This is a genomic window from Mucilaginibacter sp. P25, from assembly GCF_050859465.1.
In the GTDB taxonomy this organism is placed as follows: Bacteria; Bacteroidota; Bacteroidia; order Sphingobacteriales; family Sphingobacteriaceae; genus Mucilaginibacter; species Mucilaginibacter gossypii.
Genome location: NZ_CP193937.1, coordinates 3,126,908 through 3,151,004, shown reverse-complemented (window position 1 = coordinate 3,151,004; position 24,097 = coordinate 3,126,908). Strand labels below are relative to the sequence as shown.

Here is a 24,097-nt window from a genome sequence, read left to right as displayed (position 1 = left end):
CGTGTTGTTAAATGTTTAGGATTAGCTAATTATTGGTCAAGCTCGGTTACTATATTTTTTAACGCCTCAATAAAGGCCTGTTTGGTTTCGGCGTTATCAAGGGTTGACTTCAGCGTTTTGTTGGTTTTCAGCTGCTTCATGATATTGAGGTACATCTCGCGCTGAATATTAAGCTTATGCAGGTATTTGCTTTGTTGTACCAGGTTTTTTGGTGCAAAATCGCCAAGATTATTAAAGTACAGGGTTTCGGTAACATTTGACCCGTTTTCTCTTTCAAGCTCAACACTTACTTTTGGCTTGTAATGAGCAAAAACCTCTTCAACATTTTTAAGTCCTTCAACCTTCTCCGGTCTCAGCGGCTCATTATCAGTTAATTTTTGAATAAACAAAGTTTTATTGGGAGCTATCTCACCAAATGCTTCTGAGGAATCAACTTTTGTTTCGTTTCCCCCTATTTCGTAATTAAACATAGCTTTATTTAATAAATGATAAGTATGAAAGTGTTTATGTTATAATGCAATAACTATAAAATTGTTTTTAACAGTATGTATTTCAGTTAAATTACTTAACTAATGCTCCATAATAATTCAGTATCATCACTTTTTTTATCTATGGCGATAGTATTTCCTTTTTTCAGTTCGCCCGAAATAATATACCGTGATATTGGCCTGCGCAATTGGTTACGGATCACCGCCGATAGCTGCCGGGCACCATATTTGGGTGTAAAACCGCTTAAGGCCAGCATATTTTTTGCTTCGGCACTTAACTGCATGTTTATGCCCATTTTATCGAGCGCCTGCGTAAGGCTTTTGAGCTGGATCTCAAAGATGCGTACTACATTTTCTTCATGTATAGGTGCAAAGGGTACAATTTCTGATAACCGCGCCAAAAACTCCGGCCTGAATTTATTAGCCATCACCTCCATCAATTGGTTTGATGCAGGCATATACCCCCGGCTAATTTGCTCAGATACCCACTCGCTGCCAATGTTTGAGGTAAATAGCACCAGCGCGTTTGAAAAATCGCCTTGCTTGCCCAGCCTGTCGTGCATATGCCCTTCATCCAGGATCTGTAAAAAGATATCAAATACCGATGGGTGTGCCTTTTCAATTTCATCAAACAGCACAACCGAGTAAGGTTGCTGCCTTATTTTGTTTACGAGCAAGCCGCCCTCTTCATACCCTACATAGCCCGGCGGCGCGCCATACAGCAATGCGGCCGAATGTTCCTCCTTAAACTCCGACATATCAAAGCGGATCATCGCTTTTTCGTCATTAAATAAAAACTCGGCTATTGATTTGGCCAGCTCCGTTTTACCGGTGCCTGTTGGGCCAAGCAAAAAGAATGAGCCGATGGGCTGCCCTTTTTTGTTCAGTCCGCTCCGCGATTCGAGTATGGCATCAGATACGGCTTTCAACGCCTGGTCCTGCCCAACAACCCGTTTTTTTAGGAAACTTTCCATGCCCAAAAGCCTTTCTTTCTCCTGCGCCTGGATCTTGCCTAAGGGGATGCCTGTTTTGTAGGAAATAATAGCAGCAATATCATGGTTATTCACCACCTCGGTTTTATTTTGAGCCAATTCCTCAAGCCGGCTCAAATTGCGTTCAAAGTAAGCGATGTATTCATCGGGCGTTTCAAAAGTATCAACCTGGGTTTCATCTTCCAGCTGCCCTAACAATACCGCGCTTATTTTATTGCGATACAGGGTGTAAAGCCATTTGTATGCTCCGATCAAATCGCCTGCATCATCCTGAGCTTTTAATTCGTTCAGTTCGGTGCGGAGTTCGGAAAGGGCTGTATCGGTGGTATCGTTCATTAAACGGATAGCAGCCATGGTACGGTCGAGCAGATCAAAAGCAGAGTCGGGCAGGCGACGGTCTTTCATGTAGCGTTGTGCCAGTCTTACGCATTCTTCGGCAGTATTATCATCTATCTTTAAGTTGTGGTGCTCCTCATATTGGGGCACCAGTTTTTTAAGCATTTTAATAGCTGTAGGCGTATCGGGCTCATTTACCTGCAGCACCTCAAACCGGCGGCTAAATGCCTGTTCGGGCTCAATCACTTTGCGGTATTCGTCGATGGTAGTGGCACCAATCACCGTTATTTCGCCGCGGGCAAGTTCCGGTTTCAGCAGGTTGCCAACACCGCCGCCTATCGGCCCTTTATTATCAAGCAGTGTATGGATCTCATCAATAAACAGTATAGCTTTTTCAAACTGCTTTATCTCGCGCAGGATGTTTTTTAACCGGTCTTCAATTTCTCCTTTGTAAGATGCCCCTGCGATCAATGAACCCAGATCAAGTTCAAAAAGCTGTACATTTTTAAGCGACGCCGGTACCTGTCCGTTTACAATGCTAAGCGCGAACCCGTCAACCAGGGCTGTTTTGCCAACGCCCGCATCGCCGGTGATCATTACATTGGGCTTGGTGCGCCGGCTCAGGATCTCCATCACCATCCGTGTTTCGCGCTCCCGGCCTATGATAGGATCTACCTTACCCTGTTTGGCCAGGCTTGTGCGGTCTACACAGTATTTGAGTAATGCCGTTGTTTGTTTGGGTGCATCGCTGCCGTTTGTGGCCTGCGCAGAGGGATTTACCGCATGGTTAACATCCTCATTACTCAAATAAATATCCAGTAACTCGCGTTCTTTTACCGGGAAGGATTTTAGCTGGTTAGCATCAAAACCCACATTGGGCTTTATTAACGCAATCAACACACAAACGGGCGTAATCAAATCCTGGCCTAATTTTATGCGCACATTATCGGCTTCTTCAAATACCTGCTTTACCTGGTCGTTACCTAACATTTCGTCGGGCACGGTTAACGCGGCCGAATAATCTTCAATGCGCACTTCGGCCCAATCGCTTATGTAAGCCGTGTCCTTCCCGATGGATTGAAGCAGGTTCTTCAACCCCACTTCCTGGTGCATCAAGCCTTTTAAAAGGTGCGCCGGACCGAATTCCTTATGGTGATATTCTTTGGCTAATGACTGCGCTACCCGCACCGCCGTTTTCACCGACTCGCTTAAATTAACTATGTTCATATGCTATTGCAGGTTAGCCTGGGTTATATAATAATAGGTTTTGCCGTTTGACGTAAAGTGTTGGTTGGTAATAGCAGCCTGTTTAATAACATCACTGATATGGATCAAATATTGGATATATGCCTCAAATTGTGCCTGCGGCATATCATCGTTATGTTTAAGATCATTCACCTTTTTATTATAGAAATCTTTTTTGCCGGGTAAGGGTAAACTGGTAACCCGCAGAAAATAATCGGCCAGGGTCATGTCTTTAATATCACCGCCAGATAAGTTAAGCCCTAAATGCTTGGCAGCGATGTCAACATAGTTATCAACCAGCTTTGAGCGGTAATCGGACGCGTCCCGCTGCAGGTTTTCGCCTATCATGAGCGACAGCAGATCTGTCAGCTGCTTATAATCCTGCTCGTTCAATATCAGCAGGTATTGCAGCTGCCCCTTGCTTTCATTTACCAGGTTTCTGGGCGCTTCGGCGCTGAGGTAATATTTGAAAGCGTTATGTGGCATATTGTTTCCCAAATCGGTTGACGGCTGGCCCTGCTGCTGCATAACCAGCGGCTGTACATAACGTTTTTCGCGCCCGGTAAGCCTGAATGCGCTGTCGAGCGTATGGATCTGGTTACGGATATCATAGTCTGTTTCGCGCATCAGGCGTTCAACTGCCAAACTCATGGCCTGGTTTGATTTTACCACTCTCTTGGGCGGAAACACCACAGCGCCCTGGATCAGGCTCTTTTTGGGGTAATCGAGGTAAAAAGAAACCGAATCGGACAGTGATGTATTGAATTGCTGCACGTTGGTAAGGCCTTCTCCATTCACCATGCGCTGTTTTTTATAATCGGCCAGCTTTACCGCAGATTGTGATACAATTTGTCTTGCCTGGATTACAAAATCATTGTAGATAGGGTTGTAATCGCTAAATACCTGGATAGCCAACAAGCGGGCGTTGGCGGCCGCTATCTGACTGGCCACCGTATTAACCCCTACCGAATTACGATCTAAAGCGCCGGTGGCACCAATCAGGATGACCAGGTTGGTTTCGTCCGGATGATTGCCAAACAGGCTTAACCCCGTGCGGATACCGTCAAAAACTGGTTGGGAACTTATCACCGGGGCACAGTTACCTGTTACTGTTGACTGCGATTCGAGGTATTTTACCAGGTTACGATAATCGGCACTAAGCGGGGTTGACTGGATGCCCCCTGTTTGACAGCCGGACGCGTTACGGTAAACTACAGCCCCGTATCTAACCTGGTTACTCCTGGCATGCGCATCAAAAATATCTTCAAATGATTGAATAGTACTGGTAATACCCGAAAAATAATTGCGCATAGGGCTACCGCCATCAACCACAAACACAATGTTAACGTGGTGAACATTGTTGCGGATCTTGAGATAATCCTTATATGCTAAATGCCCGCCTTTGATATTGAGCACACTGTTATGGCTTTTATCATAAACATCGGTTGCGAAGCCGAGGCTAAGATTACCCGAAGCAGATGAGCTTACCGGCATGCTCAATAACAAGGGAGCATTATCGGCCAGTAAGGGGTCAAAAGCAAAATAGCCCGTACCTCCCTTGCTATTATTGGTTTTGAGGGAACTGTTGATATATCTTGCAATAGAATCATTGATCAATGGCTGGTTTTCCCTTGCCGACCCGATATATAGCCTATCGCCCCAGCTATGAACGGCGTCGGCGGCTATCCAGCCATAAACACTGCCAGCTGCATTATCGGCAATTAACTGCGGATCGGACCCTACCAATACTTTTTTCCCGTCGTCAGATTTTTTGTATACATAAACCACGTTGTGCAGTGCCACTTTGGTTTTTTCTGGCTTTGATCGGGCCCGGCAAAAATGTATGCCGAATCAGTTTTGTCATAATAATAATCGGGCATAGTGAGCGGACCGGCACCACTTATAATGGTGATATATTTTTCGGGATAACCATTTGTGCTGGTAAAAGCAGACTGCCAGGGCAACACCTTTGAAATGCTGATCCATCCGTAACTTTGCGAGCCTTTTTTATTGGTAAGCTTTTTACCTTGTACCATGCCTGCCTGGTACTTAATCAGTTTTATAAACCCGTTTTTTTGTTCACTTACATAAAAAGGTTCCATGAAACTTATTTTTTTCATTACCAGCGTTCCGCCCGGCGAGGTATATGTATAATTTTCGGCCCTGTCCGAAAATACGATCCATGGCAGAGAAGTACGGTCGTCGGTATTGTAAATGCTGGTACGCTCATCAGGTTTTTCAAAAGCTTTGGGCAGTGTTACCACTGTTTTGCCAAGCGATACCGGCGATTGCGCCCGGGCCGCAATTACTATACAGGTTAAAAAAACGAAGCTTAATATATTTTTCATGTTGGTTGATGCAAATAGGTTTTAAAATGGATTATCTGGGCCTCCTTTCGGGAGCGGCAGTGGTTGCATGCTGCCTTACCGAAAGCATGCTTGAACAGTTTGATTTTGGCTTTAGGGTAACCTGTGCTTCGTCAACACTGATGCCTCCTCCAAAAGTTAACCGCATACAGTAGGAGTAAAAATCAGTCCGTTTGCTTTCGCCGTTATCTTCAAGGTTTACGGTAACTTTCTCGTCTCCGCAGAAATATCTCCTAACGAGGTAATAATAATGGCGGTTAAAATCACCGCCGTTGGCTATGGCCTGCAGGTGTGCCCTGATATCATCGATTACACGGCGCTCACTTTCACCAGGGTTTACGATCTGGTTGGCAAATGTTGAATCGGGATTGGTAATACGCATGCGGTGATAGACCGGGCGCCTGCTTTTATCCGTGCTAAGTTTGATAAAATAGGTACCGGGATTGTGAAAGGTGTAGAGTGCAGTTGGTCCTTTAACATCCACCCGGCCGGTTTCCCCAAACGACCATTCAAAAATCCGGGCATTACCCTGCGCCTCAAGCCTTACCTGTTCATTTACAATCCCCTGTGTGGGGCCGTTAATTGTAATCAGGGTATCGGCAGCTATGGTTGGGGTACTATCTTTTACGCTAACCGGGAATTGCTGCGTTAAATTGCCGTCAACGGTAAGCCGTATGATATAGTCGCCTGTTTTTTTAAAGTGGTAGCTCCCGTTTTGTTGAGTTGATTTATCGCCATTGCCAAACTCCCAAAGCCAGCTTTTTGCATTAGCCGTATTATCCGAGTAAACCAGGTGCTCGTTCAGGGCTATCTCATCCTTCAGGATACGGGCGTTGATCACTCTCTTTTCAAACAATGAACTACGCAGCAGGAAAATGATACCAGCAATAACAACTACGCCTGTAAAAATGTATAAAAAGGTGTAGGTGTTCCGGTTAGTATCGACGGGCCTCCCGTCGTTGTAATCGTTTTTCATTTTGCTTAGGTTATATATTGTAGATGTATGATGATGCTTACCGGGCCATGCTCATGTTTTGCTGCAATTGCCGCTGCGCAATGTGGCAGTCATCAACCGATCCTTTTATGTTCCTGATATCGTTATAATTGCCCGTTAGTTCGCGCTTATCATAAAAAAGTGCCTGCAACAGTTTTGAAGCGTGGATAAAGCATTTATACCGCGCATCATATGGGCGGCGGTTGTAATATGACTTTATGGCACCTATTGAACCGCTGATATCATTCTCCAAAAAAACGGCCTGCACGTTGGGGTTAAACTTTACTATTTTATGATACGTTGTATCAACGGTTGGTAACGCTTCGGTAACAAGGCTTTCAAACTGCTCTTCTTCGTTTACCTTTTTAGCAAACTCGCTTTTTGATACTAACCCTTCGTTGCCATAATTATAAAATATAGCCACGCACAATATCACCGACGTCACTAAAAACATCCCCATGAAAAACAAGAATTTTTCTCTCCGTTCTTTTAAACTAAATTTTAACATATGGCTTATTAATGCGGATAGTGATGGTTTAACTGGTTAATTGCCGATTTATTTACCCGGCTACACGACTCTAACTGTGAGCGAAGGCTTTCAATCTGGAAACGAGTGGTAAAAAGCGAATCTTTGATGCTGGCAATGGTTTCAATATCGTTGCTAAGCTTTTTATACAACTCAAAACTTTTAAGCGGGTAAGGGTTACTTTGCAGCCGCTCCCGGATATGCTGATTACTCTCCTGGATATCATTAAGCAGTACCGTTTGGTTATTAAGCTCCTGCGAGTTCATTTTTGCATACTGCGAGAGTTGCTGCATGCGCAGCAGGATCAATTCAAAGCTGTTATTGATATCGGTACGGAGCGCTATCAGCTGATCTGTTTTTTTAACGCGGGCATTTAATAATTCAAGCTCACGGCCCGAGGTTGCAAAAAGAAGTAAACGATAATGATGGCAAAACCCAGTAATGTAATAAGGTACATCATGAATTTGCGATAAGCCCGGTTTAGGTCGCTATTGTTTACAGGTTTCATCTAATATTATAGTATCGGTTCGGTTTATTTACAGCTAAAAAAGCTGCATTTATAATATTTAGCTCATATTTATTAATTAACCAATAGTGTAATAATTATCAAAAAATCAATACTTTATCAACTATTTGTAACCAATAAAACATATCTACAACTATTTTTGAAAATAAATGTTTATAAAAAGTTAAAATTTAACACAGACGCAATCCAATAATATCATTTATGCTAAACCCGCTTTATTCAAAACCGCTCCGCTTTAGCCATATCAATAATGGCCAGGACCTTGATAAACAAGACCTTGGCGCGTCTATATCGCAATACATCGAACTCATTATTTTTACCCGTTTTGGCGAGCACCGTTACAACCCCGAATTTGGCTGCGAGATCTGGGATATGGATTTTGAACTCATTATGAGTGAGACTATTTGGGAAGAAAAGCTGAGGCAATCGTTGTTGCGTTCTATCAGCAAATTTGAAAACAGGATCTATGATATTGATATCAGCGTGAACATTACCGAGATCAACAAATTTTACCCCTTGCGCAACGTGAGCGAGATAAAAAAGAAAGTAGATATAACCATTAAAGGCAAACTGAACAAAACCGGCGAAACATATTTGTTCAAAACTGCTTTATTCCTAAGCCCGCTATCAGCATAAACCTATGAGCGCTATATTTTATAATTCAAAAGAAGAGATCAGGAACCGCATGCTGAAGAACGCTACCGAGTTTTGGGGCGTTCAAAACGTAAATGATGTTGATCCGCTGGTAAAGCTTTTGATTGAAGCCCTGAGCACCGAGTTGTTCAACTTAAACAACGATGTTAAAAACCTGGAGCATCGCATCCTGAACAAAATATCCAGGATCCTGGCTTCCGACTATTTAACGGCTCCCCTGCCCGCCTATGCCATATTAAAAGGTAAACCCATCGAGGCTTCAGAAATATTGAACATCGGCAATCATTTTTATTTCCGAAAACAATTGGCAGCAGAGGTTGGCAAAACCAGCCCGGAACAACTGGACATTTACTTTACACCGGCAGGCTCTAACTCTGTATTTAATGCAGAAATAAAATACAGCTTCAACGGGGGCAGGCTGCAGGAACATATTGAAAATGGGCAGAAGAATACGTTGCTAAGCGTCCGCACTGGTGCTTTTGGCGAACCTAACACCCTTTGGATAGGCATTGAAACAGCAGTAGCATTGAATACTTTTAAAAATGCAGGAATCTATTTCGACTGGCCTGTTTACATCAGCAATACCGATTTTTACAGCCTGCTGCAGGTAACTAAATTTTATCTGGATGGTTCACAGCTTGATACTGAACCTGGCCTCATTTACGCTGATGAACAAGCCGACGATCAGAAACCTGTTTTTTATGATCAGCATATCATTAACCTTATAACCCGCGACGTCAGGACCTATTACAACAATCATTTTATTTCGCTTACCGATGAGCGGCTAAGCAATATTACCGCCTTCAAAGCAAATTATCCGGTTGAGTTGCTGTCGTTTTTTAACGAGCAGGATTTGAAATCACTTAAGCCCTGCCTGTGGTTCAAGATCGTATTCCCAGCGGCAATCCCGGCAAATGCCATTGATGAACTACAGTTACATTTAAACTGTTTCCCGGTAATGAGCAGGCGGCTTCACCAACAAAAATTCAGGATCAAGGAGATCAGCGATATCATCCCTATAAAACCAGGCGCTTATGATCATTTTTTATCGATCCATGAGCTGCATGACGACAATAACGTTCGGTATAACGAGATCCCGTATAGCCAGGCCGGTATTAATTATGAGGGCAGTTACTCCATCAGGAATGGCGGCGCCGAGCGTTTTGATGCACGTAACGCCAGGCAAACTATCGAATATTTGTTTGAGTTGCTTCGCGACGAAAAAGCGGCCTTTGCTGCATACGGAAGCGACTTTTTAACAACGGCCTTAAAAACACTGGAGCAAAATATCTCCATTATCGAAAAAAGTCCAAAAGTTCAAAAGATCATCATGAACTGGTAAATTACCTGGTACTAAAACCGGCAAACAAAGCAGCCATGTTATACCTCAGTTTTTGGACAACCCTCGCCGATAATGCCAACAATATCCGCAAAGGGTCAAAGCTGCAACAGGCGGAAACCATTAAACTTAAGCCGGATAGTTTAAGGCTCCTTACCACGACCACTGGCGGCCGAAACAGCCTTGGAGCTTCCGAGCGGATCCAGGCCTATAAATACGGCCTCACCACTAAAGACCGCATAGTTACCCTTGCCGATCTAACAAGTTTCTGCAGATATGAGCTTGGAGCAAAAATAAAAAACATCCGCGTAAGCAAAGGGGTAAGTATCTCAGCCAATCCCAAAGAAGGTTTTATTAAAACAACCGATATTTATATAACCCCGGCCGATCATGAACTTTCGGCACCGGAATGGGCCACGCTGCTTGAGCTGCTAAAATCAAAGCTGCAAAGCCGGAGCGTAATGGATGTTAATTATAGGGTGTTTGCGGAGTAAGATATACATATTGTTACCGTCATCGCCCTTGTGTTCTTTTGTTATTAAGCGACGGGCCCTGCAAATAGGGCAGAATCACGGGCTGCATTATTTTGTCCCGCTTGCCCACCCTGCTCTATCGCGACATCGTAAATAACCAATAAAGCGGGATGATTTTTAAATAACCCGCTTTTTGCGTTTTATAGAAAATCTTACAACGCCTTCTCTTTCGGCACAAAATCATTCATCACCGCCTCGCGGATTAATGCCGGCGGCAGGATCCCTTGCGACAGGATGAAATCATGGAAATGCAAAGCGTTGAATTTGTTGCCTAACGCAGCCTCGGTATCTTTGCGCAGGGCAATCATTTTGGTAAAACCATAAAAATAGCTATTGGCCTGGCCGGGAGCGTTAATGGTATAACGCTCAACTTCCTGGCGGGCAAAGGCACGCGATTGTACTACATCGTTCATCAATACATCAAGCGCCTGTTGCTGGGTTATCTTACCAGCCTGCAATTCAGGATCAAGGAAGGCGCGCGCGGCCCTGAGCAAGCGATAATCTAACGATACCAACTGTCCTTCTAAAGGCATGTAAGGGCGGGTAATATATTCGGAATATAAGCCCCAGCCTTCCACATTAGTTGAGTTAAATGCGTACAGGGCGCGTGCCTGTGATACCCCTTCTTCTACCATTTTATCAAACTGTAATTCGTGGCCGGGTCTTGCTTCGTGGGCTATGATGGTCCACGAGGCGGCATCAAAAGTAAAGTCATCGTACTTGTCTGTAGCTTTTTCGCCGGGTGATGCGGGCATGTTTAATGGCAGCACAAAAACACCTCGCTGGCCAGTATTGTTCAGGAACGGCGGTGGCACCATATGCGGGGCGGGGCTCTGCGCGGTTTCGGCGGCTGTAGCTAAACGGATAATAGCCGGGCGGTTTGGCAGCGTTACCAGTTGATGATCGCGAATGATGCCTTCAATATCTTTTAAATGCTGCTCGTACAGCGGAATAATAGAATCTCCGTGGATTTGCTCTTTTTTAAGTTCACGAATTACAGCCCGATAGTCATCTGATGGCAGGCCACGTTTTTTGGCTATCTGCCCGGCAATAGGCTTCATCTCGTCCTGGATCTGGTTGAACAGGGCATGTGCCATTTCAGCTACTTTCGCAGGGGGAATATCTATACCATAAGCTTCGAGGTTCATAGCATACTCTTCGGGTGGGAGCCTGAAGTCTGTACGGGCTTTTACCAGTACATTTGCTTTTACCCATTTGTCATAATCTTCCAGTTGTTTTTTCAGGGTTGCATAGGGTTGTTCCCATCCGGTCACCTTGTATTTGGTACAAAGCTCGGCGATGCCGCTTACGATACTCGCATTGCGCGATAGATCGGTTTCCATGCGTTGCTTTGACGGATAGATCATGTTTTTGCCGTCCATCTGGTGCTGCAGACGTTCCCTGTAAATGGTTGTCAATGGTTTATAACCTTTTTCCAGTCCTGCATATTTACGGATACGCATTACCGCTGCCTGGCGACGGGCTTCGGGGGTTTGATCGTCAAGCAGTGTTTCCAGTCCGCTATAAATGGTTGAGGACGCATTTAAAAAAGGGACCTGGCGGCTCAACTCAAAGTCCTGCTGGCGAAAACCCAGTTTGAGGTGGGTTATAATGATATTGATATCCTGTTGAATAAAAGTATTTTTTTCAGTCTTAAGGGCTTCGGTAAGTTTAGCGACAACGGCCTCTTCATCCTTGCGTTCGGCCATGATGTTTTGGAGGGTTGGTACAGCGATGTCGCTGTCATACTCGGCCAGGCCTTGTGATGATCCGTATTCGGGCGAGTATTTTTTATCCAGATCGATGATGGTTTTGGTATACTCATTTGACTTGGTCACCCAGGCTTTTGTTTCGGCCGATTGCTGCGCCCGGGCATTAATGCCGATACCAGTCAATAGCACTAACAAACCGGTGCTTTTAAGTAGATTTTTGTTCATGGTCAATTTAAATTATGAATGGCAAGTTACTTAATTTGACCGTTGATATTTTTGATTACGTTGATTTCGCTGATAATAGCACATTTTGACTTTTTCGGCATTGTTGGCGACGACATCAACAACGGCACAACGATATACGTTAAATGAAACAGCCTGTCTTTTCGTAGCGAAAAGACAGGCTGTACAACAGATCAACGCAATAAGCGTAATCAATCAAAAAAATCAACGGTTAAAAGCGGTACCCTAAAGTAAGGAATGCATTGTTGTTAGTTTTTTCAAATCGGCGAAAGGACTGGTTGCACCTACTTCATAAGGGAAAATGGTTTGTTTGCCGGTTACCCTGGCGTAAGTAGCGTCAACAAAATAAGCACCAAAATGAAAGCCTATACCGCCGCTAACTGTTTTAATATCACTGCCAAGGTCTTTCATCGGGTTACCCTGCTGGCTGTAACCGCCGCGCAGATAAACGAGGCTGTTCACGTTTACTTCGGCGCCCACATGAAGGTTCACTGTTGAGCGGTAAAGTGATTTGATATCACTGTTGTCACCATCGGCAGTATAACTGTCGTTACTGCTTAAATGGGTAGTGGTATAATCGATATATTCAACATCGCCGCTTATGAAACCATATTTGCCTATGAAAACAGACGCGCCACCTGCTAATTTTAACGGCGTACGCAGATTGTAGCTTAGCTGATATGGTTCGGATTCGTTTTGATGACTCTTGCCACCTGTGTATTGCGTGGCAACCCCTTCGGAATATGAATCATCAATATTATAAAACGTTGGTGAGGTAAATACAAAGCCCAGGCGTAAAGCTTGTATAGGTTTATAAATAATACCTAATTTGGCGTTAAAGCCCGAGCCTTTGGTGCTTTGGTCTTGCGCGAAAGTGGATGAAAAGTCGGTAGGGTTGCCGCCATTGGTTATAATGGCGTTGCCATTTTCGGTAAACCTGGCATGCGAATTATACCTGATATCAGTAATAGCCAATCCCAAACCTATATAAAGCTTATTGCTGTAATTGGCGCCAAACGAAAGGTTAAACTCCGACTGGCCGCCGGTACGGGTAATCCCCGCCAATTGCCTTACCGGAACATTCACTGTGCTTGCATACGAATTTGGGTCAGTTGCAGGGCCAAAATTATCGATCAGGACATGATCATATGCCCAGCCATCGAGCCCACTAGGGTTAACACTGCCATATTGAGACACTTCGCGCTTGGCGATACCGGCATAGTAATCAGAAATAGAACTGGTTTGGTTTGTACCGCCGTAAGCAACGTTTTCATAAAAGTTATTGGTACGGCTGTAGCCCGCGCCATAATTGATACTTAGCCAGCCTTTGCTTTTGTCGCGCCCACGGGTAGTTAGCTGCTGATAAAATACGATGGCAGCGTTGCTCATATTCACATCATTACGGTTGGCGCTTCCTGCCTGCCCAAAAAAGCTGGAGCTTATTTTGGAGTTATCATACTCAGGGGTAATACTAACCTCCGAGTGTGTAAAAAAGCCTAAGCCGGCAGGATTGCCGCTAACGGAGCTTAAATCGCCGCCTACGGCTGTGCCGGCGTTGCCAATAGCTTTGATACGTGAGGTTGACCCGGTTTGAAAGGTTGAAAACCTGATGGCATCCTGTGAGTATTGTGCAAAACTATCTTTAGTAATTGCTACTATAGCAATTATGCTTAGTAAATACTTGATTTTCATAAAATTCAGGTAAATAAAATATAAGATTTAGGTTTATGGTCTTGATGGTCTGCCGCCACCGCCGCCACTGCTGCTGCCTGTGCTGCGTGAACTGCCGCCGCTTGAGCTTGGTGATGGCGTATAGGATGGTTGCTGCGATGTACGTTCAACCTGTGGCTGTCTGTAAACCGGCTGTGCATCACGGGTAGGCGCCGCGTCCGTACGGGCCGGGCGTGCATAGCGGGTGCCATTGTTATTATTATAACTGTTATTTCCGCTATTGCTGCTGCCGTTACTGTAAGTGTTCGTTCTGCTGCCCAATGGTCTGTTACGACCTCCGGGAATGTAGCCTATACCGGAAGTGGCACTGCTGACAGGGCGACGCCCGCTGCCTGCAAAAGGATTGCCATTACCACGATAAGGACGCGCTGTACCTGACGAGGCATAGCCTCCACCATAGTAACCGCCATATCCGCCGTATCCGTAACCGCCGCCGTAATAACCGCCGTATCCACCATATCCGTAGCCTAAGCCCCAGCCACCATAATAACCGCCGTATCCATAACCTAATCCTAAGCCAAGGCCGCCGTAGTAGCCTCCATAACCCAATCCCCAGCCGTTGTAATAACCAGCACCGCCATAATATCCTAAACCACCATAGCTCAATCCATAGTTGTAGTAAGGATAGTTATTGTACGCCGAATAAAAGTCGTCATAATAGCCGAAAGGAGAAAAGTAACTGAAACGGTTTATACGTGCCGAATAATCATCGTAGTAAAAGTAATCATCGTCGTCATCGCTATATCCATCCTCTGCAACCGGGGTTTGGTTGTAAGCCGGCTGTTGTGCATAAACAGGTTCATCGCCCGCTCGTGCATCAGAAAAATAAACGTTGTCATTACTTTGGTTTGATGCAAGCTTGGTTGTAGAGCAGGAACTCAATGCCATGGCACCGATAATAAACATTCCTATCGCGATGTTCCGTTTCATATACAGGTAAGTAAAAAGTGCAAGGTCAAATAAGTTTTAAATTTATAAATTTGGCAGCAATATACAACAATTACACAAGTCCAAATTCTATCCAATCAATATGAGCAAAGGTGTTATTAGTAAAGACGAAGATTATTCGCAATGGTTTAACGACTTAGTAATTAAATCTGACATGGCCGAGTATTCGCCGGTTAGAGGCTGTATGATCATTAAACCGTACGGTTATTCGATATGGGAAAAGATCCAGGCAGTGCTTGACGAGATGTTTAAAGACACCGGCCACAGTAATGCTTATTTCCCGCTTTTAATACCTAAGTCATTCTTTAGTAAAGAAGCCAGCCATGTTGACGGTTTTGCCAAAGAATGTGCTGTTGTAACCCATTACCGCCTCAAAAATGATGGCGAAGGAAATATTATTGTTGACGAGGAAGCCAAGCTTGAAGAGGAGCTCATCATCCGTCCGACATCAGAGACTATTATCTGGAACACTTACAAGGGTTGGATCCAATCATACCGCGACCTGCCTATCCTGGTTAACCAGTGGGCCAACGTAATGCGCTGGGAAATGCGTACCCGTTTGTTTTTACGCACCAGCGAATTTTTATGGCAGGAAGGCCACACCGCGCATGCAACAGCGGAAGAAGCGGTGGCTGAAACAGAGCAAATGCTTAATGTATACGCCGATTTTGCCGAAAACTGGATGGCTTTGCCGGTAGTAAAAGGCCGTAAAACCGCTAATGAGCGTTTTGCCGGTGCTTTGGATACTTATTGCATTGAGGCGCTGATGCAAGATGGTAAAGCTTTACAAGCCGGTACATCGCACTTTTTAGGGCAGAACTTTGCCAAAGCTTTTGATGTAAAGTTCACCAACAAAGAGAATAAAATTGAACACGTTTGGGCCACTTCATGGGGCGTTTCAACCCGTTTAATTGGGGCATTGATCATGGCTCACAGCGATGACGCAGGCCTTGTATTGCCTCCGAAACTTGCACCAATTCAGGTTGTAGTTGTGCCTATCTATAAACACCAGGAAGAGCTGGATAATATCAGCGCCTATGTTAACTCGTTAAAAAAGGAACTTAAGGCTAAAGGTATTTCGGTTAAGTTTGATAACCGCGATACTCATCGCCCGGGAGCTAAATTTGCTGAATACGAACTGAAAGGTGTTCCATTACGCGTAGCCATAGGCAGCCGTGATATGCAGAACGGAACAGTTGAACTGGCCCGCCGTGATACCAAAACAAAAGAAACAACCACACAGGAAGGCCTTTCCGGTAAAATAGAAAGCCTGCTCGAGGAGATCCAAAATAACATCTACAAAAAAGCGTTCGATTTCCGGGCTGAAAATACCACCGAAGTTGATACCTGGGATGAATTTAAACGTATGCTCGATGAACAACCCGGCTTTATCAGTGCACACTGGGACGGCACATCCGAAACCGAACAAAAAATAAAAGAGGAAACTAAGGCGACAATCCGTTGCATACCTTTGGATAATAAACAGGAAGAAGGTAAATGTATTTTGACAGGTAAGCCATCGACGCAGCGGGTGTTATTTGCGAGGGCGTATTAATTTTGTAAAGTCCATAGTTCGTGGTCGATAGTCCATAGCTATGAATAATTGTTTTTTTACTACTATGGTCCATGAACTATCGGCTATGGACCGTGCTTACAGCACCACTCATGAAATTCGCAACTAAAGCAATACACGCAGGGCAGGAGCCCGATCCAACTACCGGCGCTATCATGACGCCGATATATCAAACATCAACCTACTGGCAAAAATCGCCGGGAGATAATAAGGGTTATGAGTACTCGCGTGGTACCAACCCTACCCGTAAAGCGCTGGAAGATTGTTTGGCTGCTTTGGAAAACGCAAAGTTTGGCCTGGCGTTTTCGAGCGGTATGGGCGCTACTGATGCGGTGATGAAACTGCTTGCGCCCGGCGATGAGGTTATTACCGGTAATGACCTTTACGGAGGTTCGTACCGGATATTCACTAAGATCTTTGCCAATTACGGTATCAAGTTCCATTTTTTGGATCTGTCTGATCCGGAGCTTGTACGTACCCATGTAAATGATAAAACCAAATTAGTTTGGATTGAAACGCCTACCAATCCTACTATGCGGATTGTAGATGTGGAAGCAATTGGCAAGATCACTAAAGAGAAGAATTTACTTTTTGTGGTAGATAACACATTTGCATCACCATACCTGCAAAACCCAATTGATTTGTGTGCTGATATTGTAATGCATTCGGTAACCAAATACATAGGTGGCCACAGCGATGTGGTGATGGGTGCACTGATGCTGAACGATGAAGAACTTTATAAAAAGCTATGGTTCATCTACAATGCCTGCGGTGCTACACCAGGACCTATGGATAGCTTTTTAGTTTTGCGTGGTATCAAAACCCTGCACCTGCGCATGAAAGCCCATTGCGAAAATGGAAGGCAGATAGCCGAATTTTTGAAAGATCATCCTAAAGTTGAAAAGATCTACTGGCCGGGCTTTACCGATCATCCTAACCATGATATCGCTAAAAAACAAATGCGCGATTTTGGTGGCATGATCAGCATTGTATTGAAAGACGCCGATTTGCAGGAGACTTTCCGCATTGCATCGTCATTTAAAGTATTTTCATTGGCCGAGTCATTAGGAGGAGTTGAATCATTGATCAATCACCCGGTAAGCATGACCCACGGCTCAATTCCTAAAGCCGAACGTGAAAAAGCAGGCGTAGTTGATAACCTGCTGCGCCTGAGCGTAGGTGTAGAAGATATCGAAGATTTGCTGGAGGATATTAAGCAAGCTTTAAGTTAAGCTTTATATTAAAAAATACGCGTCATTGCGAGGTACGAAGCAATCCCCGACAGGCAGAGCCGCTCTGTATAGTTTGGGATTGCTTCGTACCTCGCAATGGCGTTTTTGTAAATACTCATGACAGAAAATCTCAAAGCGTTCCTCGACGCGAAAGTTGCCCAATACAACCGCCCCGAATTTATTGAGAATGATCCGGTAACCATCCCGCACATGTTTAGCCAAAAGCAGGATATCGAGATCATGGGTTTCTGGGCTGCCACACTGGCCTGGGGACAGCGGGTTACCATTATCAAAAAATGCAAAGAACTTATTACGTTGATGGATGGCGCGCCTTACGATTTCATCATCAATCATGAAGAGCCTGATCTGAAAAAGCTGTTAAAGTTCAAGCACCGCACTTTTAATGATGTGGATACTTTATATTTCATCGCTTTTTTTCGGCAGCATTATGAACGGTTTGAATCGTTGGAGGATGCGTTTATACCCCCACCCCCTGAAGGGGGAGGGAAAGGTTCAAGCGATTGAGGGTGCTTTAAATCATTTTCGCTCATACTTTTTTCTTTGCCCGATTTTCCACATCGTACTAAAAAACATGTATCATCACCATCGCAAAAATCAACCTGCAAACGGCTGAATATGTTTTTACGCTGGATGGTGCGGAAGGACGATAACGGCGTTGATTTTGGCATCTGGAACCGCATCAAACCGACCGATCTGATCTGCCCGCTTGATTTGCATGTTGACAGGGTATCGCGCAAACTCAATCTTATCACCCGAAAACAAACCGATTGGCAAACGGCCGTTGAACTGACCGAAAGACTCCGCGGGTTCGATCCTAACGATCCGGTTAAATATGATTTTGCCTTGTTTGGTTTGGGGATAGAAGAACGCTGGGGCGTACAGTTTTAAAATATTAGCATTCTACTTACCCAAAACTACAATACCTGGTTTAGGGGCATCAACAAGTTCTGTGCGCACCAATGTACCGTTATTGAAATAATAATAATGATATGATAGTGGTTTTGATTGTGCATCTGCAGAAGCTATTCGCCTGTAAACTGCATGCTGTGAGGTTTCTTCAACTAACTCCAGGTTATACTTTTCTGAATTTTTAAATTCGCTTTCACTCATCCCTATGGTATAGTGTTTTACACTACAACTGGAGAATACCAGTAGAATTGACAGAATAATGAGCGTGTTTTTTAGAGCAGACATGTGACTTAGTTTATTTTTCTTGTGTTACAGGTATGACTCACACGAGAAACAAAGGTTTATTCACTATCTGTTGTTTTTTGCCATTAAGCCTCTTCTTTAAAATAAACCTTATAATAGTTCATCGCCCGGCCGTCGTCAAAACCTTTTTCAATCAGTTCTTTATCGCCATGAATATAAATATGGAAGTTTTTATCAAGTTTTAACACGCTTTTATAAACACGTGCCTGCTTCTTTACGGCATTTTCTGATATTACAAAATTATCGGCAATTGGGCTGTCAAACTCCTGCTCGTACTGGTTTTTGAAGTTTTTGAATGATTCGATGGCCTGTTCATTACCGATCACTTCGTTCGAAAACTCCTCCATATCAAAGGTTTCCTTTTCTTTAAAATACTTCATGGAGCGGTTTAGCAGGTCGATCTTGTCGGCCTTGCTCATCTCAAATTCTTCATCGATTTTTTCGGTGATGAAGTTTTTGTAAATGCCCAGGGTATTGTTGGTTTGATTGAAGCTGTCGTTGCGGATCTTTAATTGCAGGAAATCATCCTTCCAAAATCGCGCCGCTTCCTGTCCGCCGTTGGTTTTATCAACCACAACAACCTTGTAGCCGTTCTCTTTTTCGATATTGAAGATTAGTACACCTTTATCCAGTTTATTAATATTGATGGCATCCTGCTCATAATCAACCTGGAAACCGCCTTTGTCCGGGTAAACTTTAAGGTAAGTTTCCTTGTTTTCCGACTTGAAGATACCGATGGCATCCAGTGGGTTGCCTTCAATTTGCACTTTATTAAAGTAAACCACATAAAGCTCGCCGCCTTTAATGTTAGGGTGATTGGTAACCTTGTACAAATGCTTCGCTATTTTCTCAGATGCCTCATGAAACTTAGTGTTGTCATCAAATACCTGTGTGGCAAAGTGGTGCAGCTCGTTTAGTTCCAGGTCGCCACTGCTGTGCATCAGGTGATAAACCTCGTTAGCCTTTTCAAAAGGTTTCAGAAAATACTGCATAAGCAGGTTGGGAATAATCTCATCCTTCAATTCTAACGGCTGTTCGGAAAGGGCATACATCTCTTCCTGCGACTGATTACCAACATGATGTACCGAAATAGTATCGAGCGAAGCTTCAAAAAAAGTTACCATAATTGCCTGCGAAGGTAAAGATTTTAGTTAATGGTTCATGGATCATAGTTCATGGTGTGCCCGCGTTTTTCATGTTCAAGTCATATGGAGATGGATTAGAAGGAGCAGGTGAGAAAAATCACCACGAAATAACGACCTTTGCACTTTGGTAAATTAGGCGGGCTTAGGCTATGATCTATGAACCATTAACTATCAACTAAAAAATGACAGATAATACCGATACCATAGTTGCCCTTGCCACACCAAACGGTGTGGGCGCCATTGCTGTGATTCGCCTTTCGGGCCCTGATGCCATAAACATAGCCAACAGTGTTTTTAAAGGCAAAGACCTGAGCAAACAGGCATCGCATACTATTCATTTCGGCAGTATTGCCGATGGTGATTTGATTTTGGACGAGGTGCTGGTATCGTTGTTTGTTGGTCCGCGGTCATACACCCGCGAAAATGTTGTTGAGATTTCATGTCATGCTTCGGGTTATATTATTGAAAGTATCATTAAGCTGTTCATCAAAAAAGGTGCACGGTCGGCCAAACCCGGCGAATTTACCCTAAGGGCATTCCTCAATGGTCAGCTCGACCTGAGCCAGGCCGAAGCTGTGGCCGACCTGATCGCCTCCAACTCTAAAGCATCGCAGCAGGTGGCCTTGCAACAACTTCGCGGAGGCTTCAGCACTCAGTTACAGGCCCTACGCGAGCAACTGGTAAACTTTGCTTCGCTCATTGAATTGGAACTCGATTTTGCTGAGGAAGATGTAGAGTTTGCCAACCGAGACCAACTGAAACAGTTGATCCACGAGATTACCAAAATTGTTGGCCGGCTAATTAATTCATTTGAGTTGGGTAATGCCATTAAAAATGGTGTAAACACGGTAATAGCAGGCAGGCCAAATGCGGGCAAATCAACCCTGCTGAACGCCCTGCTTAATGAAGAGCGTGCCATAGTGAGCCATATCCCCGGTACTACAAGAGATACGATTGAGGAGGTGCTGAATATCCAGGGCATTAATTTCAGGCTGATTGATACCGCCGGGATCCGGGAAGCTACCGACGCCATTGAACAGATAGGCGTACAGCGCACCATGGAAAAGATCAGCCAGTCGGCCCTGTTGGTTTATGTTTTTGATGCTGCGGAGATTACTATTGAAGAACTGAACAATGATATTGCCAGCCTGCAAAAACCCGGGGTTACCATGTTAGTGGTAGCCAATAAAGCAGATCTGCTGAATAAGTCCGACAGTCAGGAAGCCGGGATGTCCGAAAGAAGCTTCGCTGATTTATTCGCTAATGCTTACAGTTTCGGGGAACGAGGTTTATTCACTTCTCCATCCACTGACTTTCGGACTTTCGGATTTCCGGACATTATTTTTATCTCCGCCAAAGAAAAACATCATATTGACGAATTGAAACACAAGATCTACTCGTCTGCCGTAAAAGACCAGCTCAGTGGCGATGAAACGCTGGTAACCAATATCCGCCACCTCGAAGCCTTACAAAAAACTGAAGAGGCGCTTGTAAGGGTATTGGGCGGTATTGATGGCAGCATAACTTCCGATTTTTTGTCGATGGATATTAAACAGGCGCTTCACTACCTCGGTGAGATCACTGGTGTTGTTACTACGGATGATTTGCTGGAGAATATTTTTAGTAAGTTTTGTATCGGAAAGTAATTACACAAGTTAACAAACGCTTACTAATTAAACATTTAATTCATAAATAAGGTATTATTCCTTTTTGCTAATATTCATGGCGTTCACCTGCTCTTGTACCTTACGTTAACCAGCCCTGCCAATAAATTGGTCAAGATCCTAATTTAAGTTTTTGTTTAAGCCTGTACCTGGCCATGCGGATACTTTTTGGCTCAACGCCAAGGCGGTTAGCTATTTCCCTGGTATCAAGCCCCATTAAAATATATGAGCAATATTTTAATGGGGCGGGCAAGGCTGTTTTCGGCCTGTTGCTGCAGGGTATTGAAAAAACCGGGACGACTTTGGCTTATGATCTGCTGCTCATCAATACTTTTATCCATCCGCAGGTTTTGGTTAATGATGCGGCCTACCCAGTGAGCGCGGTTATACCGAAATATTGGAACAACTGTTAATGGCGGGTGCCGAAAGCGGGTAATAAAACAATACTGGTTTATGATGAGTGCCTGCCGCAATATATGGAAACGGCAGGCATTTGTTTTATTGGAACCTTTTAACCGTACTTAATCAAGCAATGTCCAGGTACGTTTAGTTTGTATGGTTTGTATGGCTTGCTGCTCGGCAACTACAATGTTCTCTTTACGCTGCCCTATGTATTCTAATGTACTAAGCTTATTCCACAGGGCAACAATTACCCGCATAAATTCATCAATCGCTGTCATTGACGAGTTTATCTCATGATGATTATAAACTATTTCGATTAAACGGGCTAAAAGCTCTTCAAAGTTACCGGGTGTTACATCCTTCCATTCATAGAAATATTTAAGCAATTCTTCCCGTTCTGCTCCCGGCATGCTTTTAACGGTACTGAAAAACAGGTGTGCCATTTCTGAAAAGCAGGAAACCAGTTGGATAGGCGGCTGAAGATAGATCAGGTTTCGGTATGAAAAATAAATCCTCGCGATATAATCAAGCATTTTATCGCACAGCATCTTTACATTTTTACCAATAGTAGATACCGAATCTTTTGAGGTGATCTTGTCAATAATACGGAACGAAAGCAGCTGAAGGTTGTTGATCTGTGCCCCAAAGTTTTCATAATAGGTCATCAGGCCGGCATGGCTTATCAGCGCAGTACATGGCGGGATATAGCTTACATTGGCCTGAAAGGAGCTTCCGCTTCGTACAAATTTACCAACCTCCATAAAATGCGCCCCGATGCTGTTGAGTTGTGACGCCGGCAAAACAGTGATACTGTAATGTTTGCTGATATCAGGATAGCGGATAGGCTGTTCTTGCGGGTCGGGTGTGCCTGAGGGTACACGTTCAAAGGGGTTTACGGTAAGCAGCACATAATAGGTTTCTGATGCTTCATTGATAGTTTCCTGGCCAAAGTAATGACTAAATGTTAGCGGTTGTTCGGCACGGGTAATATCAATCCTGAAACCTTCGGCGGTGATGGCGTTACACTGGTTTAAAGTTACCTGCACCTGGCCTGATGCCCGTTCGGTGATCTGGATATCCAGCGATGAGCTTTGCCCTTGTGCGGGTGGAAGCAGCCCGAAATTATTATTGTTGAGCGGCAGCGAATTGGCATCGCGTACTATATCATGAATAAAATTATCAGTATTAACAAGATGTGCGCTGGAAATTTTCATTCCATCTATCCAGTTCACAGGTTTATGTTTTAATGGGCTGATCATGTTTTTGTTTTAATATAGTTTACAGGTAAATGGCCTGGTCGCCGGTGCGGGCGGGTTCACTTACCACTTCCGATACACGTTTGGCAAATATGGTTACCGATTCGGTTATCCGATTTTCTGTAATATTAAGGTCCGGGTCGATAAAGTGGCGTTGCTTAAAAAACGACGGCTTAATATAAAAGATCCACTTATAGCTTTCATTATTATTAAGCTTATACTGCACCGTTGATTTTGGAAATTTAAGATTATAATCATCAATAAACTTTTGAAACCACTGGCCAAAGTTCATATTTGGCGGTGCTTTGGCCTTTACTTTAAGCGGTTCAGGATCGTCGGTGTTTTTATACAGATCAAGTTCGAGCACCATCAGCCTGTCAAAATCCAGGTGTTCCATACTGATCTCTTCAGGCGTACGGGGATATTGCCAAACCTTGTAAATTTCGAGCGGGATGCTTAAAAAGGCGATGTACCCCCACCAAAAAACCGGCGGTAATAAAAATATCAGGATACTGGTTGAGGCCCACAGGCCATATTGCATATCATTAAGCCAGTTAAATGCCAACTTGAAAAGAAACATCCCCAGCAAGCATGATATTAAAGAAGCCACGAGGAAAAACCATTTTTTATCGAGAAACTGATCTTCATGGTATTTGCCTGCAAGCCAGGTGTAAAATACACCCATACCTAAATATATCAGTTGGCAAAATAAGTACCCCCACGGCATAAACTGCATACCTAAAAAGCCCAAAAAACCCGGAACTCCCAATATAACAGCCGTTAAAAGTAAAGTGATGATAAGGCGCCTGTTACTTAGATATTTGTTTTTCTTGTTCACCACCGACATGATCAGCGCGGCAATGAAGAACAGGACAGGAGCTATCAGATAACTTATAAAAAACGATTTAAGGTTCATGAGTATTAAATATGTAGGCCGGGCAGCTATCTTATATTAATTT

The 24,097-nt window shown here is 44.0% G+C and carries 21 protein-coding genes and 1 pseudogene; 8 read left to right on the top strand and 14 right to left on the bottom strand.

What is annotated here, in order from left to right; all coding sequences use genetic code 11:
- Positions 1-29 precede the first annotated feature (29 nt).
- From ACRQ5D_RS16140 to ACRQ5D_RS16110, 7 genes are all read right to left on the bottom strand, one after another.
- Positions 30-470, bottom strand: a complete 441-nt coding sequence (locus tag ACRQ5D_RS16140; RefSeq protein WP_091172377.1) for a type VI secretion system contractile sheath small subunit — start codon at positions 468-470, stop codon at positions 30-32.
- A 95-nt stretch (positions 471-565) separates the two neighbouring features.
- Positions 566-3,043, bottom strand: a complete 2,478-nt coding sequence (locus ACRQ5D_RS16135; RefSeq protein ID WP_091172380.1) for an ATP-dependent Clp protease ATP-binding subunit — start codon at positions 3,041-3,043, stop codon at positions 566-568.
- Positions 3,044-3,046: 3 nt separating this feature from the next.
- On the bottom strand, positions 3,047-4,864 hold the full coding sequence (locus ACRQ5D_RS16130; protein ID WP_432329518.1) for a type VI secretion system protein TssR domain-containing protein: 1,818 nt from the start codon (positions 4,862-4,864) through the stop codon (positions 3,047-3,049).
- A complete protein-coding gene (gene tssR / locus ACRQ5D_RS16125; protein WP_432329516.1) occupies positions 4,801-5,409 on the bottom strand; it encodes a type VI secretion system protein TssR domain-containing protein in 609 nt (202 codons plus the stop codon). Before tssR ends, ACRQ5D_RS16130 begins: the two co-directional genes overlap by 64 nt.
- A gap of 31 nt (positions 5,410-5,440) precedes the next feature.
- Positions 5,441-6,403, bottom strand: coding sequence for a PKD domain-containing protein (locus tag ACRQ5D_RS16120; protein ID WP_091172384.1), 963 nt, complete (start codon positions 6,401-6,403; stop codon positions 5,441-5,443).
- A 37-nt stretch (positions 6,404-6,440) separates the two neighbouring features.
- Positions 6,441-6,929 (bottom strand): type VI secretion system transmembrane protein TssO, encoded by a 489-nt coding sequence (locus tag ACRQ5D_RS16115; protein WP_143020843.1) that lies wholly within the window; start codon positions 6,927-6,929, stop codon positions 6,441-6,443.
- 8 nt (positions 6,930-6,937) lie between these two features.
- A complete protein-coding gene (locus ACRQ5D_RS16110) occupies positions 6,938-7,255 on the bottom strand; it encodes a hypothetical protein (RefSeq protein ID WP_432329513.1) in 318 nt (105 codons plus the stop codon).
- A 419-nt stretch (positions 7,256-7,674) separates the two neighbouring features.
- On the opposite strand from ACRQ5D_RS16110, the gene ACRQ5D_RS16105 reads away from it, so the two are divergent.
- The 3 genes from ACRQ5D_RS16105 to ACRQ5D_RS16095 are packed head-to-tail and all read left to right on the top strand — an operon-like array spanning position 7,675 to position 9,960.
- A complete protein-coding gene (locus ACRQ5D_RS16105) occupies positions 7,675-8,109 on the top strand; it encodes a GPW/gp25 family protein (RefSeq protein ID WP_091172390.1) in 435 nt (144 codons plus the stop codon).
- A 4-nt stretch (positions 8,110-8,113) separates the two neighbouring features.
- The gene (locus ACRQ5D_RS16100; RefSeq protein WP_431199980.1) at positions 8,114-9,469 is read left to right on the top strand and encodes a type VI secretion system baseplate subunit TssF; all 1,356 of its coding nucleotides are present in this window, start codon (positions 8,114-8,116) and stop codon (positions 9,467-9,469) included.
- Positions 9,470-9,504: 35 nt separating this feature from the next.
- On the top strand, positions 9,505-9,960 hold the full coding sequence (locus tag ACRQ5D_RS16095) for a hypothetical protein (protein WP_431199979.1): 456 nt from the start codon (positions 9,505-9,507) through the stop codon (positions 9,958-9,960).
- Between the two features lie 191 nt (positions 9,961-10,151).
- Here ACRQ5D_RS16095 and ACRQ5D_RS16090 read toward each other — a convergent pair whose 3' ends face one another.
- The 3 genes from ACRQ5D_RS16090 to ACRQ5D_RS16080 all read right to left on the bottom strand — a co-directional run bounded on the left by ACRQ5D_RS16090 (position 10,152) and on the right by ACRQ5D_RS16080 (position 14,615).
- On the bottom strand, positions 10,152-11,936 hold the full coding sequence (locus ACRQ5D_RS16090) for a DUF885 domain-containing protein (RefSeq protein WP_091172394.1): 1,785 nt from the start codon (positions 11,934-11,936) through the stop codon (positions 10,152-10,154).
- Between the two features lie 243 nt (positions 11,937-12,179).
- Positions 12,180-13,646, bottom strand: a complete 1,467-nt coding sequence (locus tag ACRQ5D_RS16085; protein WP_432329511.1) for an OmpP1/FadL family transporter — start codon at positions 13,644-13,646, stop codon at positions 12,180-12,182.
- Between the two features lie 33 nt (positions 13,647-13,679).
- Positions 13,680-14,615: a hypothetical protein gene (locus ACRQ5D_RS16080; protein WP_175490052.1), complete on the bottom strand. Its 936-nt coding sequence runs from the start codon at positions 14,613-14,615 to the stop codon at positions 13,680-13,682.
- Between the two features lie 100 nt (positions 14,616-14,715).
- On the opposite strand from ACRQ5D_RS16080, the gene proS reads away from it, so the two are divergent.
- The 3 genes and pseudogenes from proS to ACRQ5D_RS16065 all read left to right on the top strand — a co-directional run bounded on the left by proS (position 14,716) and on the right by ACRQ5D_RS16065 (position 18,347).
- Entirely contained in the window at positions 14,716-16,188 is a 1,473-nt protein-coding gene (gene proS / locus ACRQ5D_RS16075) for a proline--tRNA ligase (protein WP_091172399.1), read from the top strand.
- Between the two features lie 110 nt (positions 16,189-16,298).
- On the top strand, positions 16,299-17,438 hold the full coding sequence (locus ACRQ5D_RS16070) for a cystathionine gamma-synthase (RefSeq protein ID WP_431199976.1): 1,140 nt from the start codon (positions 16,299-16,301) through the stop codon (positions 17,436-17,438).
- Positions 17,439-17,555: 117 nt separating this feature from the next.
- Positions 17,556-18,347: pseudogene (locus tag ACRQ5D_RS16065) on the top strand (TIGR02757 family protein).
- Between the two features lie 12 nt (positions 18,348-18,359).
- Here ACRQ5D_RS16065 and ACRQ5D_RS16060 read toward each other — a convergent pair.
- Together ACRQ5D_RS16060 and ACRQ5D_RS16055 are read right to left on the bottom strand one after the other, a co-directional pair.
- A complete protein-coding gene (locus tag ACRQ5D_RS16060; protein WP_143020844.1) occupies positions 18,360-18,653 on the bottom strand; it encodes a hypothetical protein in 294 nt (97 codons plus the stop codon).
- A gap of 83 nt (positions 18,654-18,736) precedes the next feature.
- Positions 18,737-19,795: a nucleoid-associated protein gene (locus ACRQ5D_RS16055; RefSeq protein WP_091172404.1), complete on the bottom strand. Its 1,059-nt coding sequence runs from the start codon at positions 19,793-19,795 to the stop codon at positions 18,737-18,739.
- A 203-nt stretch (positions 19,796-19,998) separates the two neighbouring features.
- Here ACRQ5D_RS16055 and mnmE point away from each other — a divergent pair, with 203 nt between their 5' ends.
- Complete coding sequence (gene mnmE, locus ACRQ5D_RS16050) at positions 19,999-21,462, top strand: tRNA uridine-5-carboxymethylaminomethyl(34) synthesis GTPase MnmE (protein WP_091172406.1); 1,464 nt, start codon at positions 19,999-20,001, stop codon at positions 21,460-21,462.
- A 173-nt stretch (positions 21,463-21,635) separates the two neighbouring features.
- Entirely contained in the window at positions 21,636-21,893 is a 258-nt protein-coding gene (locus tag ACRQ5D_RS16045; RefSeq protein WP_256337514.1) for a hypothetical protein, read from the top strand.
- 108 nt (positions 21,894-22,001) lie between these two features.
- On the opposite strand, the gene ACRQ5D_RS16040 is transcribed toward ACRQ5D_RS16045, so the two are convergent.
- Positions 22,002-23,141, bottom strand: coding sequence for a hypothetical protein (locus tag ACRQ5D_RS16040; RefSeq protein WP_091172408.1), 1,140 nt, complete (start codon positions 23,139-23,141; stop codon positions 22,002-22,004).
- 19 nt (positions 23,142-23,160) lie between these two features.
- Positions 23,161-24,054: a TssN family type VI secretion system protein gene (locus ACRQ5D_RS16035; RefSeq protein WP_091172409.1), complete on the bottom strand. Its 894-nt coding sequence runs from the start codon at positions 24,052-24,054 to the stop codon at positions 23,161-23,163.
- Positions 24,055-24,097: the final 43 nt, after the last annotated feature.